Annotated in this window: 14 protein-coding genes and 1 pseudogene; 9 read left to right on the top strand and 6 right to left on the bottom strand. The window is 37.8% G+C overall.

All coding sequences use genetic code 11. The features are described 5' to 3' along the window. Window positions 1-40 precede the first annotated feature (40 nt). Window positions 41-1044: pseudogene (locus ACFYKT_RS13070) on the bottom strand (zinc-binding dehydrogenase). Between the two features lie 193 nt (window positions 1045-1237). Between ACFYKT_RS13070 and ACFYKT_RS13065 the strand changes: the two are divergent. Both ACFYKT_RS13065 and ACFYKT_RS13060 read left to right on the top strand, forming a co-directional pair. Beyond that, the gene (locus ACFYKT_RS13065) at window positions 1238-2410 is read left to right on the top strand and encodes an amino acid deaminase/aldolase (RefSeq protein ID WP_389220134.1); all 1173 of its coding nucleotides are present in this window, start codon (window positions 1238-1240) and stop codon (window positions 2408-2410) included. After that, entirely contained in the window at window positions 2398-3741 is a 1344-nt protein-coding gene (locus ACFYKT_RS13060) for a D-arabinono-1,4-lactone oxidase (RefSeq protein ID WP_449257597.1), read from the top strand. The genes ACFYKT_RS13065 and ACFYKT_RS13060 overlap by 13 nt, the downstream gene beginning before the upstream one ends. Window positions 3742-3824: 83 nt before the next feature. Here the strand turns inward: ACFYKT_RS13060 and ACFYKT_RS13055 are convergent, their stop codons facing one another. Beyond that, on the bottom strand, window positions 3825-4025 hold the full coding sequence (locus ACFYKT_RS13055) for a cold-shock protein (RefSeq protein WP_389220130.1): 201 nt from the start codon (window positions 4023-4025) through the stop codon (window positions 3825-3827). Between the two features lie 440 nt (window positions 4026-4465). Between ACFYKT_RS13055 and yunB the strand changes: the two genes are divergently transcribed. Together yunB and ACFYKT_RS13045 are read left to right on the top strand one after the other, a co-directional pair. Continuing rightward, a complete protein-coding gene (gene yunB / locus ACFYKT_RS13050; RefSeq protein WP_389220128.1) occupies window positions 4466-5233 on the top strand; it encodes a sporulation protein YunB in 768 nt (255 codons plus the stop codon). 80 nt (window positions 5234-5313) lie between these two features. After that, window positions 5314-5769 carry a CoxG family protein gene (locus ACFYKT_RS13045; protein WP_389220126.1) on the top strand — a complete coding sequence of 152 codons (456 nt, stop codon included), beginning with the start codon at window positions 5314-5316 and terminating at the stop codon, window positions 5767-5769. Between the two features lie 77 nt (window positions 5770-5846). On the opposite strand, the gene ACFYKT_RS13040 is transcribed toward ACFYKT_RS13045, so the two are convergent. Next, entirely contained in the window at window positions 5847-6356 is a 510-nt protein-coding gene (locus ACFYKT_RS13040) for a ribonuclease H-like YkuK family protein (RefSeq protein ID WP_389220354.1), read from the bottom strand. Between the two features lie 244 nt (window positions 6357-6600). Between ACFYKT_RS13040 and ACFYKT_RS13035 the strand changes: the two genes are divergently transcribed. From ACFYKT_RS13035 to ACFYKT_RS13015, 5 genes are all read left to right on the top strand, one after another. After that, window positions 6601-7335, top strand: a complete 735-nt coding sequence (locus tag ACFYKT_RS13035) for a DsbA family oxidoreductase (protein ID WP_389220124.1) — start codon at window positions 6601-6603, stop codon at window positions 7333-7335. 290 nt (window positions 7336-7625) lie between these two features. After that, window positions 7626-8150, top strand: a complete 525-nt coding sequence (locus ACFYKT_RS13030) for a cytochrome C oxidase subunit II (protein ID WP_389220123.1) — start codon at window positions 7626-7628, stop codon at window positions 8148-8150. 21 nt (window positions 8151-8171) lie between these two features. Further along, the gene (locus tag ACFYKT_RS13025; protein WP_389220121.1) at window positions 8172-9653 is read left to right on the top strand and encodes a cbb3-type cytochrome c oxidase subunit I; all 1482 of its coding nucleotides are present in this window, start codon (window positions 8172-8174) and stop codon (window positions 9651-9653) included. Continuing rightward, complete coding sequence (locus ACFYKT_RS13020; protein WP_389220119.1) at window positions 9634-10272, top strand: SCO family protein; 639 nt, start codon at window positions 9634-9636, stop codon at window positions 10270-10272. Before ACFYKT_RS13025 ends, ACFYKT_RS13020 begins: the two co-directional genes overlap by 20 nt. After that, entirely contained in the window at window positions 10269-10823 is a 555-nt protein-coding gene (locus ACFYKT_RS13015) for a hypothetical protein (RefSeq protein ID WP_389220118.1), read from the top strand. The genes ACFYKT_RS13020 and ACFYKT_RS13015 overlap by 4 nt, the downstream gene beginning before the upstream one ends. A gap of 84 nt (window positions 10824-10907) precedes the next feature. Here ACFYKT_RS13015 and ACFYKT_RS13010 read toward each other — a convergent pair whose 3' ends face one another. The 3 genes from ACFYKT_RS13010 to ACFYKT_RS13000 all read right to left on the bottom strand — a co-directional run bounded on the left by ACFYKT_RS13010 (window position 10908) and on the right by ACFYKT_RS13000 (window position 12969). Then, entirely contained in the window at window positions 10908-11810 is a 903-nt protein-coding gene (locus ACFYKT_RS13010; RefSeq protein WP_389220117.1) for a hypothetical protein, read from the bottom strand. Beyond that, the gene (locus ACFYKT_RS13005; protein WP_389220115.1) at window positions 11794-12321 is read right to left on the bottom strand and encodes an RNA polymerase sigma factor; all 528 of its coding nucleotides are present in this window, start codon (window positions 12319-12321) and stop codon (window positions 11794-11796) included. Before ACFYKT_RS13005 ends, ACFYKT_RS13010 begins: the two co-directional genes overlap by 17 nt. 129 nt (window positions 12322-12450) lie before the next feature. After that, complete coding sequence (locus ACFYKT_RS13000) at window positions 12451-12969, bottom strand: DinB family protein (protein WP_389220114.1); 519 nt, start codon at window positions 12967-12969, stop codon at window positions 12451-12453. Between the last annotated feature and the right edge of the window lie 182 nt (window positions 12970-13151).

The following is a 13151-nucleotide window of genomic DNA, read 5'->3' as shown; positions in this document are numbered from 1 at the left end:
TTGTCTCTTCTATTATATTCTAATCCTTATTAAAATGAACTTAAAGCATTTCAGTCTGAATGAGGAAACCTATTTTCCCCATTTGCTCTGCATCCTCTAATCGTTGAAATGCATCTGCAAAATCACTTAATTTATAAACTTTATCGAGCACCGGCTTCAACTGATGACTCTCCATAAACCGGAGCATTTCTTTATATTCTTCCGCACTTCCCATCGTGGATCCTAGGAGGTTTTGCTGCGCATAGAAAAATGTGCGAAGGTTAAATGTTACCTCGTCTCCAGCAGATGCGCCAAATATAACGATCGTTCCCCCACTGCGCAGTTGTTGTAATGACTTGTTAAAAGTGGCTGCCCCAACAGATTCAATAACCAGATCCATTTTAACACCTTCTAGCTCCTTGCTCCAATCCCCATTGCTGTCAATCGCTTTATATGCGCCGAGTTCGAGTGCATAATCGCATTTTTTCTTAGATCGTGAGCTTACATATACTTCAGCGCCAGCAGCCGTTGCAAATTGCAATAGGAAGGTTGCAACACCGCTACCAATTCCAGGAATAAGCACCTTCATTCCGGGAGCTATTTTCCCCGTGTAAACAATGCACGATAGGCAGTAAGGCCTGCTAAAGAAAGGACACCTGCTTCCTCCCAGCTCAAATAGCCAGGCTTTGGAACGACATTTTCTGCAGGTACAATAATCTTTTCGGCAAATGTCCCATGACCCGGAAGGCCAACAATCTCAAAGTCTGCTGGTGGTGCGTCACTTTTTTCCCGCCAACCAAGTCCGGGATTAATCATTACCTCATCCCCTACTTGAATCGTATGTACTCCTTCACCAACAGCAGCAATGATCCCTGCACCATCTGACCCAATAACAAGAGGCGGATCAGATGGCATATGCCGATTAAGTACAAAAAGATCGCGATGATTTAAACCGGCAGATTTAAGCCGTACACATACTTCTCCTGCTCCGGGTGCCATTTCAGCAATTTCCCCATAAGATAGCCCGCTAAACCCAGCCTTTCCTTCATGTATTAGCGCTTTCATCCAATCACTCCTCTTTTCATGATTATTCTGTTGTCTCTTGAAATACCCAGATTTATTTTACCATATAGTTACTAACTTTTTTATTTTCACCTAACAATAAACAGAATTTTTAAAATAATTACTCCCACTTTTCATTATCTTTCCTTTATAATAATGAAAGCTACATAATAATGGACGAAGTGAGGGATTGCCTTTGCTTTCAAATGCGTGGATTAAAGAAGTATCACTGCCTGCCTTGCTTTTAGATTTAGATGCTTTTGATGAAAACTGCAAAAAGATTGCTGAAAAAGCAAATGGAAAAACGATTCGGATAGCTACAAAGTCAATTCGTTCTGTACCGATTCTAAGAAAAATTCTCGATTCCAGCTCTGTTTTCAAAGGCTTAATGACTTTTACCCCACATGAATCCATTTTTCTCTCTGAAAAGGGATTCGATGATATTTTGCTCGGGTACCCATGCTGGGATAAAGAAGCACTTAGCAAAATTGCACAAATCAATCAAACAGCCAGTAGAATCATCTTAATGGTAGATGCATTAGAACATATTGATCACCTGCATCGGATAGCTGCTGAGACAAATGGAAAGTTCTATCTTTGTATTGATCTTGATATGAGTACCGCTTTTGGTAAATTGCACTTTGGCGTCAGACGGTCTCCACTTAATAATGAAGAGAATGTTTTAAAGCTCGCAAAAAAAATCAAACAGTCTCCTACACTTGAGCTTATAGGTATGATGGGATATGAGGCACAAATTGCCGGTGTCGGCGATCTTATGCCCTCTCAATTCCTAAAGAACCGATTCATCTCTTACTTAAAAAAGAAAGCCATTCCTGAAATTGCTGGGCGGCGAAAAAGAGTTGTGCAAAAGCTTATAGATGAAGGCATCTCCTTATCACTAGTTAATGGCGGCGGTACTGGCAGTCTTCATACGACCACAAAGGAAGACTATGTAACAGAGGTAACGGTCGGATCAGGCTTCTATTCCCCTCTTTTATTCGATTACTATCAGGACTTTAGCTATAAGCCCTCCCTTTTCTTTGCCTTGCCTATTGTTAGAAAACCAGCCCCGCACATTTATACATGTCTTGGCGGAGGCTATATTGCTTCTGGGGCAACCGGGAAAGACAAATTGCCACAGCCTGTCTACCCGCAAGGAGGAAAGCTTTTACCGTTAGAAGGCGCTGGAGAAGTACAAACACCCGTATATTTTGAGAATGCGTCACTTGAAATAGGTGATGCAATCATCTTTCGAGCAGCAAAGGCTGGAGAAATATGTGAACGTTTTAAAGAAATAATTTGTCTGTCAGATCAGCAAATTGTTGATCGTTTTGATACTTATCGCGGGGAAGGAGCATGCTTTCTATGATAAAAACAGAACAAGTTCGAATATGGAAAAATTGGGCTCATACATTTGAGAGTCATCCCAATCAAATTCTTTATCCATCCTCAATAAATGAGGTTTGCTCGATTGTGAATGAAGCTGCCAAGCTAAAGAAGACGCTGCGCGTAGTTGGGGCAGGCCATTCATTTACAAAACTTGTTAAAACAGATGATTGGCTTATTTCTCTTGATTTATTGTCAGGAATTGAACAACTTGATGAGGAGAATCAATCAGTAACCGTATTTGGAGGCACTAGGCTTTTTCAACTTGGCGAAGAGCTCGGAAAGGCTGGCTACTCCCAAGAAAACCTTGGTGATATAAATGTTCAAAGCATCGCAGGAGCGATCTCTACTGGGACACATGGAACAGGGCTAGCCTTTGGAAACATCTCAACCCAAGTCACCCAATTATGGCTTGTAACTGCTTCTGGTGAGGTTATTACCATATCTAAACAAGAAAATGCCCAATATTTCAATGCCTCTCTTGTATCTTTAGGAAGCTTAGGAATTATTGTAAAAGTTACCTTAAAAATAATTAAAAGCCCTGTATATGAATACAAGAGTGAGAAAGTTGAAATTGCCGCTCTCGATCAGCAGCTGAGCTACCTCATTGACACCAATCGGCACTTTGAATTTTACCTATTCCCTTATTCTGATCTCATTCAAATTAAAACAATGAACATAACCGACAAGAGCCCTCAAAATTTACGTCTTCATCATGTAAAAAATCTATTATTGGAGAATTATTTGTTCTTTATCCTCTCAGAGGTATGCCGACTATTTCCGAAAACAAGCCGTTCTGTAAGCAGACTCTCAGCAAAAGCAGTTGGAAGCAGCTCTATTTCTGCTTACAGCTATCAGCTTTTCGCAACTCCGAGAATCGTTAAATTCAGAGAAATGGAGTACTGTATCCCCCTCCAGAATCTAAATTCAGCTATTCAGGAAATTCGAGAATGTATTATAGAAAAGAAATACAAGGTACACTTCCCAATTGAATTCCGTACAGTCAAAGCCGATGATTTGTGGTTAAGTCCTTCCTATCATAGGGACTCAGCTTACATTGCTTTTCATATGTACAAAGGCATGCCCTTTGAGGAATACTTCCGGGATATGGAACAAATCATGATGAAATACGAAGGAAGACCTCATTGGGGAAAGATGCATAACCGCAACAGCAGCGAACTACATGATCTATATCCTAAGTTAGCCGATTTTCTAACAATTAGAGCGGAGCTGGATCCTAATGGATTATTTTCAAATGACTACTTAAAGGAATTATTATCCGTTATCCCTGAACAAAAATTGATTGGATTGTAAGTCAATCTTGCGCTCCCATCCAAATGCCTCTTCTCATTAAAAAAACAGACTCTAAATCATTAGAGTCTGTTTTGCATTGCTTATTATAGTTTTACTACATTAGATGCTTGAGGTCCGCGTTGGCCTTCTTCAATATCAAATGAAACTTCTTGACCTTCGTCAAGTGATTTGAAGCCTTCGCTTTGGATAGCTGAGAAGTGAACGAATACATCTTGACCTTCTGAAGTTTCGATGAATCCGAATCCTTTTTCTGCATTAAACCATTTTACTTTTCCTGTTGCCATGTTTATTTCCTCCTTGTGTATATACACACATTTTGTTTTACTATTCTTGCTCAAAGTCATATTCAGGAGAAAAGTATCAAACTTATTCTTTCCTTACACACTTTAGTAAAGCGCAAAACTCCAAGAGCTAGATAATCGTATCTAATCCTTGTAACCACACTATTTTACTAAAATTAAACTTTTTTAAATGAACAAAAATAATTCTCTAGATAATACCAAATTTAGGGCAGGAAAGCAAATTTTTTCTTCTTAATAGCGATATTTTCATATAAGCACACTTTTTTCCTACTATTAAAAAGCCTTCACAAAAAGTGACAAAAAGCTCCGTTGTATTTTTTCATTATATACATATATTTGTACAAAGGACACGTTTGGATATTTTAAGTCATTTTAGCCAATAGGGGAGAATTAGGAAATCCACTTAGAGCAGGAGGGTTACTTTGCTTAGAAAAAGGAAAATAAGAAGGCATCGGCCTTTTAAAGGCCCTTTACCATTCAAATATGTATTATTAATCTCTTTTATCATTTTTAATTTATTGACGATCTTCAGTTTAATTATTATAAATAAAAATCTTGAACCTACATTAATTGGCATTGCTGAGTCAAGGGCTCGACAATTTGCAGCACAAGCAATAAATGATGCAATAGACAAAAGTATTGCTGAAAGTATCGATATCAACGAACTAATCGTAAAACACGAGAATGCTGGTGAAGCGAGTTATAGCTTCAATCCAAAAATCTATAACAAAGCCATTTCTGAGTCGCAGAAAAGGGTCCAGAAATATTTAAATTTAGTGGAAGCTGGAGACATAGAACAGCTGGAAAACTTCAAAAATGATATAGAAATAGACCTTGATGATACAAAAAAAACAAATGGGATTATTTATCATATTCCACTAGGCATGGCAACGAAAATGACGTTACTTTCAAATCTTGGTCCTGAGATTCCCGTTCGATTGGAAATCATCGGGGACGTAACGTCTGATGTGGAAGCGCAAATCGCCGAATCGGGAATTAACAACACATTTTTAGAAGTTTATATTAATGTAAAGGTTCAGATGAATGTTATTATCCCTCTTATCGAAAGTCCAATTGAAGTGTCTAACAAAGTAAGAATCGGTGACTTATTTCATCCAGGGCAAGTACCTCAGTATTATAATGGGTCTGGCGAAGGGATTCCTGCTGTCATACCACCGCCATCTCAATAAATTATGGAATACTGCTGCTTTCATTAGAATAGATTTGCATGGAAAGCATCTTTGAATTTCATCTAAAGGAGCGGGAATGAATGCCAAGTTATAGTCATCAAGCAGAAGTAAACGTACCGATCGATTCTATCTGGGAGTTTGTAAGTGATATAGATAATTGGGCCCCTCTTGTTCCAGGTTATATTGAGCATAAAATTATTAGTGAAAAAGAATCTACCTGGAGCTTTAAAAGTGATATCGGAATTATGAAGAAAAAGATCGAATTGAAGGTTGATATTACTAGCTGGCAAAAACCAACTACCATTACATTTAATTTAACAGGGATAAATGAAAAATTTACAGGACATGGTTTCTTCACTGCCGAAGCACAAAGTCCCAAGAAGATTATCATGACTGGCTGCCTTGAAATTAAGGCCGAGGGTATGATGGCGAAAATGGCGAATTCAATCTTACAATCATCCCTTCCAGAAGTTACAGCCGAGCTTACAGAGGCAGTTGCTTCAAAAATGGAAGAGATCTATCGAGTACATTATTAAAATAGAAACTTTTTCACAGAAGAGCCCAACGGAATGAATGCCCTATTCATATGGCATTCATTCCGTTGGGCTTCCTTTTATTTTGTATATCGATTCGCATAACTCGATGCTACAAAGGCATCCGGTTTTATTTTTGGCTCAACACCGATGGACTCCATTCTTGTCACCATTTCATTAACAAATTCTCTTGTCTTATTTCTTTTCCCTGCACCAATGTCCAAGTGCCCTTCCATTGTAAATGTCGCTCCTTGATAAATATAAGGAAGCACGATATCAATCATTTCATTTTTTCGCTCGATCGTAAACAAGGATACCACTTCTTCTGTCAATGAGGTTTCATACGAAATACGCTCATGTAAATGCAGCATTTTTCTTGGGACAATTATTTTCCGGATACATGCCCATGCACCCTTCCCCTCATTTTGAATCACAACTCCTGTAATAAAAAGCGTTCGGTCACAATGGACTTGTGAATCTGTTCCAATCATCAATCGGAAATCTCCGCGGGGATTTCGATTCATAAACTTTAATATTCGCTTGAACACATGTTCAAACGTCAAATCCTTCTCTTGTAAATTTTGAAACATCAACTTATGATTTTGATCAGTTTTCACCTGATATCACCACATTATGATTAGATTGGGTATTCTAACGTTAGACACATCGTGTATAGAAAATACGTCTGTTACCATTAGTATATTGAGCAAAACCAATCATGTTGTGTATTTTTTGAAATTCGATCTAAAACAGCCCTTTATTCATGAGCATTTATCAATGGCTTTCCATTTAGTTATGGTACGATAAAGGAAATTCACTAGAAGAGGTGTTCCTATGAAAATTGAAGTTTGGTCCGATTTTGTTTGTCCATTTTGTTATATTGGGAAGCGGCGATTAGAAAATGCACTCGCCCTTTTTCCACATAAAGATCAAGTTCAGATTGAATTCAAAAGCTTTGAACTTGACCCTCATTCTCCGAAATACAGCGGCAAAAATATCCATGAAGCACTTGCTGCTAAATATGGAATGAGTGTTGAGCAAGCGAAGAAAACAAATGAAGGGGTTGGCCAGCATGCAGCAGCAGTTGGGCTGACTTTTAACTTTGATGGGATGAAACCAACAAATACTTTTGATGCCCATCGTTTAGCAAAATATGCAAAAGCCAATGGCAAAGAGACTATTCTCACAGAGAAACTGCTTCATGCATATTTTACAGAATCAAAAGAAATCAGTGATCATGATACATTGGTGGACATCGCAGTGGAAGCAGGGTTAGACCGGCAAGGTGCCTTAACTATTCTTCAAGATGAAAATGCCTTTGCCAATGATGTACGCATAGATGAGGCTATTGCCCAGCAATACGGCATAAGTGGTGTGCCTTATTTTATCATCAATCAAAAATATGCAATCTCTGGTGCTCAACCCCCTGAAACATTTGCTAACGCATTGCAAAAAGTTTGGGAAGAAGAATCCGCTGCAGCACCAAAATTTCAAGACCTATCCGCTGATTCTTCAGAAGATGCTAGCTGTGTAGATGGGAACTGTACCCTTCCTGAGGATAAAGAATAGGTAATTTTTAATAAGAAAGAGCTGTCCAATACGTCGATTTTCTGGCGACTGGACAGCTCTTTTTTATATGCAAATCTATCTGAATTCCCGATGGATTCTAAGCTTTTCTATTAAAAATTTACTATTTTTAAGGTTATTACTATACAAACTAAAATAAATCGAATATGGAATTTTTGTGACTAGGGTCACGCTAAATTGTGTCTATTTTTTGTATTCTAGTTACGGAAATAAACGTCGACGTAGTGCAAATTAGTTATTTTTAAGAAATGAACATTGGGGAGGTTTTTGAAATGATTCAAACAGTAGCTTGGGTTGTTAGCTTGATTTTTATGCTATTAATCGCAGCCGTATTTGGATTTGTCGCTTTGAAATCAAAAGAAAAACAAGATTATGAGCCTATTAAAAAGAAATGGTATAAGGCCCGAACATTTTATGGAGTAACATTAGCAGTATTGATGTTAGTAATGACTATTTATACTCTTCGGGAATTACCATATAACCAGCCTGTTTATAGTGCTGGCAATGACCCAACAATTGTAGATGTTGAAGCCATTCAATTTGGCTGGAAAATGAGTGAAACTGAATTTAAAGTAGGGGAACCTATTGAATTTCATGTTACAAGCACAGATGTAACGCATGGTTTTGGTATTTACGATTCAGAGTTGAATTTAATTGCTCAAACACAAGCAATGCCAGAATACACAAATAAGGTTTATATTACTTTCGATAAACCTGGTACGTATGAAGTTCTTTGTTTAGAATATTGCGGCTTAGCGCATCATTTAATGATTGGCAAAATTGAAGTTACGGAATAAAAAGGTGGAGGTGTTAGTAGGATGGTCACAACTACAAATATAGGAGAAATGAAGTCAAAAAGTAATCTGATAGCAACATACTTAATTATAGGTGGACTTGTCATTGCTGCTATGATGGTTTTTGGAATATTAATGCTTTTAGCACAAGGTGGAGTATTAGATCTTCCCCCTGCGGCTTTTTATCAGTTCTTGACAATACATGGAACTGGAATGATCGGTGGAGCAGCATTAGCAGCCTCAGCCGTCATGTGGTACTTTCTATCAAACTATGTTGAATTATCTAAGAAAATTTTCCAATTAAATCTAGTATTATCTTTAATTGGTGTTGTAATGGTTGTTATTGGTGTATTTTCATTTAAGTATGCAAGTGCATGGACATTCCTTTACCCTCTGCCAGCATTATCTGGAGGAGCTTGGGGTACTACTGGTGCTCTACTTTATCTTGTTGGAATGCTTATTCTTGGTGTAGGATTCTTACTTCTATACATCGATACCGGAAGAGCGATTATTAAAAAGTATGGAAGCCTTGGAAAAGGATTAGGATGGGATGTTATTTCTGGTAAAAAGGCAGAAAAAAATGCACCATCTCCAACTGTTGTAGCAAGTACGATGGTTACGATTGTAAACGTTTCCGCATTAACTGCTGGTGCAACCGTTTTGATTATGAATATTATCAATGTTGTTAACCCAGCATTTACATTTGATCCGCTATTAGCGAAAAACTTAACCTATGCTTTCGGGCATATTTTTGCCAACTCTATTATTTATATGGGTGTTATTGCTGTTTATGAAATTTTGCCACGCTATACCAATCGCCCATGGAAGTCTAATCGACCATTTTTAATTGCATGGACGATGTCAACGGCATTTACATTAGTCATCTATACTCACCATATGCTGATGGACTCAGTTATGCCTAAATGGATGCTAATCATGGGACAAGTGCTTTCCTATGCAAACGGATTGCCAGTTCTCGTTATTACTGCTTATGGTGCATTAATGATTGTTTATAAATCAGGCATTAAATGGGATATGGCATCTGGATTAATCTTTTTATCCATGTTTGGATGGGTTGTAGGTGTCGTTCCAGCTATCGTGGATGCAACGATTGTTGTTAACCACGTAATGCATAATACAAAATGGGTTCCTGGACATTTCCATATGTATATGGGTCTTGGTGCTGTAGTAATGATCTTCGGCTTTATTTATTATCTCTCTAAGATAGACAGCAACTTACAAACGAATGGGTTAGATAAATTCGGCTTTATTAGTTATACACTTGGTATCATCAGTGTAAGTGTTGGTTTCTTAATTTCTGGAGCACTTAGCACACCTAGAAGATGGGCTACCCATTTCCCTGAGTGGATGGCACCTGCAGTGTTTGGGGCTATTGGCGGTGTACTGGCAGTTGTTGCACTTGCCATATTTATCATCCATTTTATTCGCTACACAAAAGTAAGGGGTACAACAGGAAGCGATCGAATTGAGAAAAAATTGGCGTAATACAACAGCAATTGTCTTGTCGATTTTATTAGGTTGTATCATGTTTTATGTTGGCACAGATGGGTTTCGGGCATTTACAGCAGAAAGTGCCCGAACTTATAAATTACTTCAAGAAAAGCCAAAGTTTCCGAATGTCACATTAGAAGACAGCAAAGGTCGAGTCTATTCATTTTCTGAATTAAAAGGCAAGAATATCATGCTTACCTTTATCTATACGGCATGTTCAGATATTTGCCCAAAACTAGAAATGAATCTGTCAGAAGTTTATCAACAAATTCCTGAGAAATACATCGGGGAAGACATTCTATTTTTAAGCATAAGCTTTGACCCTGCACGTGATAATGTAGCTACTTTAGAAAAATATAGAAAAGCCTTTGGCAGTGATGGAGAAACATGGCGAATGGCCAGAATATCTGACCAATCTGAACTTGATCATTTATTAGAAGAATTTGGTGTTATTGTTATTCCAGATGGTGAAGGCGGCTTTACCCATAATTCCGCCTTTTATTTAGTCGACAAAAATGGGTATTTAGAAGAGGTCATGGACTATACGAAAATAGATGAAGCAGCCAATAAGGTCGTTGAAATACTTAAAAATGAAGCGGGGAATGCAAAATGAAACAAGCAGGACTAGGCACTATTTTGTTTGGTATTCTATGCATTCCTCCACTTACAGCCTATATGGAGTCCATTATGCTTCTTCATATGTTAGTTCAGCTTCCTTTACTTATTCTAGCCGGCTGTCTTATTGGCAAACCGGTTATAAATAAATTCCATACCTTTTTCACACACTGGAATACAAATGGCATCCCAGGCATCATCATTTTTGTCTTTATCACCATGTATTGGATGCTGCCACGAGCTATAGATGAAGCCGTAACCATAGATTTGGTGGAACTCTTTAAATTTATTGGACTGCCGATCGTAGGTTTATGCTTACGTGACAGTTGGAAAAAGCTGCAAACGCTTGGAAAAAGCTTTATTTTCTTGAACTATTTGTCCATGTTCGGTTTAATGGCATGGTTATATATCGATTCACCCATTCAAATATGCAACAACTATCTTGAGACTCAGCAAAAGGTGTTAGGCTGGGGGTTCCTCGTAATAACTATTTGGATGATCTTATATTTACTGCAAGCTGTCTTTACCGATCATTCAGAAAAGACCTAAATCGACAGGTGATAGAAACCTGTCGATTTTTTTATACTTCTACGGCTATTTGTGATTTATGTGCTTTTTCTGGACAATTCTTAACTAATTCCTATCCGGATAATCATATTCATATATTAGATCTTTCCTATCCCACCAGATCGTAATTTCTTCGTTCCCTTCTACAGAAACAAAGGTGTGTCTATTTCCGTTTGATTCTACTTTTTTCCAAAGCCCAGTTGCTAGTAACGTTTCTATATAAGAGGAAAATGCTTTACTTGACCCATTTTTCCAATAATAGATTTCCTTGTACAAAGTAATTGAATATGGCTTCAAACCAACTGGAAACAGGATATTTCCATATCCATGATTGACATAGAGCGGTTCATCATGACGATACGGCTTCTTTCCCTCAAAGGCCAATGTAGATATTGCATGAAAAATTTCTGCATATTCGAGTTTCGGATAATCAAAAGTGAAATGAATCCATTTTTCCTTATTTGGAACAAAAAAATGGTATCTAAGGGATGTATCCATCATTTTTACGTGCTCAATATACATTGTTGTTGGATAAGGGAAATGTTCAAGTTCTTTCACTACTGACATTGGTAATTGAGTGGTAACTGTATTCATTTCTTTTTCCGTTATTTCTTTTACTGTTCCGACTGGAACCGATTGCTTTTCCCGAAAAAGCTCCAAGCCCTCGTCCACTTCCTCACTATAAACATCTTCCAATTCCCAGCTGAATTTCTCATAATTGAAAGGCTGATTTGCCGCATTTTGTGACTCCCCACTTTGTTGAAAAATAAGCAAGAGGAAGCTTCCGCAAATAAGAACAAGCAGACAAGCCATTGCAATTCCTTTCAGCTGGAACAAATGACTAGGCGCCTTTTTGACAGGTTCTTCCTGAATCGTTTGCCAAATTCTTTGCTTTAATTGAGTTTTTTCATGACTTGTCGGCTGAAATTGCTGGAGCTGCTTCCACTTGTCATCAAAGTGTTTGCTCAATCCGTCCACCTCCTTCTTCCTTTCGATTCATTTTTCTAAGTGATTCTAATGCTCTTGATAACGTTTTACGAACCTTCACTTCAGACCAGTCTAAAATATCCGCAATCTCTTTAGTGGAGCAGTCTTCAACCTTCTTCAGAATAATCACCATCCGATAGTTCGGTTTTAATTTTTGAATATTACTCACTAGTTCAAGAACCGCTTCTTTGTTCTCAATCAGCTGCTCAACATTAAAGGAGGATGGGATTTCTTTTTCAAATGGAAGTAGCCTTCTTCGCTTTCGTTTGCGGATTTCATCTAAAACTAAATGCTTGGCGATGCCAAAAAGCCATGTTTTCACACTGGAGCGCTGATCAAATCGATCCATTGCTGTATATGCTCGCACAAAGGTGTCATGAACGAAATCTTCACAAAGCTGCTTATCACCGAGCATATACAAGATAAAACGGTAAACATCATCATAGTAGGACTCATACCATTCCATCACGAGATGTCTTTTCTCATTATCCAAATCCCTCTCACCTACTTTTTATCTTTCATACCGATTAGTCGTACAGAACATCTTTTTGTGACGCCTTTTAAAAAAATAAAAAACTGCCAAAACAAGTTTAGCAGTTTTCCTTACTTAGCTATAAACCGATTATTGGTTCAAATATCGTTCTTTTACTAATTGACGATGATGTCGCTCATGCCCAGCAATAATATAGGCTAGCGCACGAACTGAAACATCAGAGCCATTCGCATTACCGATTCTTATCCATGCTTTAGTATCCAATTCCTTTAACAATTGAATCGTGGATTGCCGCACAACTCTTAAATTTTCAATAAGCTCTTTTAAAGGCAATCTATCGAATTCAGCATTCTGAACATAAACTTGATCATCATAGCCTGGCAAAGACACAGTTTCCCCACGAGCAATACAAAGAAGGCGATACGCCATAATTCTCTCAGTATCTACAACATGCCCAACCACTTCCTTTACGCTCCATTTCCCTGGAGCATATCGAAATAGGCTTTGTTCGTCAGAAATATGATTTAGAAGTTGAATCGTGTCCTCCACTTGCTCGTTCAAAATATGTATGATATCTCCATCTGGAACTAAATCAACGTAAGTTGCATAATAAGGCGCATATTCATTTTCTTCAGGTTTCATTTGCATAAAAGCCATCCTTTCATTAAAAAATTTTCACTAATGCAATTCTGGTATTATCTCATTCTCTTATGTCCTGCCCATTTCCTTCTTTTATTGAAATTAAAGGTTTTTCCTTTTTTCCTTGAACAGTATAAAATTATGAATGAAACTTTTCTAATAGCCTTCTCGTATGTAAGAAGATGAGAATT

It is taken from the genome of Cytobacillus mangrovibacter (assembly GCF_042865275.1).
GTDB lineage: Bacteria > Bacillota > Bacilli > Bacillales > Cytobacillaceae > Cytobacillus > Cytobacillus mangrovibacter.
This window is presented reverse-complemented; position numbering and strand designations above follow the sequence as displayed.

What these genes read in the sequence shown, in the direction of transcription:
- ACFYKT_RS13030 (WP_389220123.1), top strand. Translation starts at nt 7,626, where the DNA reads ATGATTCAAACAGTAGCTTGGGTTGTTAGCTTGATTTTTATGCTATTA.
- ACFYKT_RS13040 (WP_389220354.1), bottom strand. Translation starts at nt 6,356, where the DNA reads ATGTTTCAAAATTTACAAGAGAAGGATTTGACGTTTGAACATGTGTTC.
- ACFYKT_RS13015 (WP_389220118.1), top strand. Translation starts at nt 10,269, where the DNA reads ATGAAACAAGCAGGACTAGGCACTATTTTGTTTGGTATTCTATGCATT.
- ACFYKT_RS13055 (WP_389220130.1), bottom strand. Translation starts at nt 4,025, where the DNA reads ATGGCAACAGGAAAAGTAAAATGGTTTAATGCAGAAAAAGGATTCGGA.
- ACFYKT_RS13025 (WP_389220121.1), top strand. Translation starts at nt 8,172, where the DNA reads ATGGTCACAACTACAAATATAGGAGAAATGAAGTCAAAAAGTAATCTG.
- ACFYKT_RS13000 (WP_389220114.1), bottom strand. Translation starts at nt 12,969, where the DNA reads ATGCAAATGAAACCTGAAGAAAATGAATATGCGCCTTATTATGCAACT.
- ACFYKT_RS13035 (WP_389220124.1), top strand. Translation starts at nt 6,601, where the DNA reads ATGAAAATTGAAGTTTGGTCCGATTTTGTTTGTCCATTTTGTTATATT.
- ACFYKT_RS13060 (WP_449257597.1), top strand. Translation starts at nt 2,398, where the DNA reads ATGCTTTCTATGATAAAAACAGAACAAGTTCGAATATGGAAAAATTGG.
- ACFYKT_RS13045 (WP_389220126.1), top strand. Translation starts at nt 5,314, where the DNA reads ATGCCAAGTTATAGTCATCAAGCAGAAGTAAACGTACCGATCGATTCT.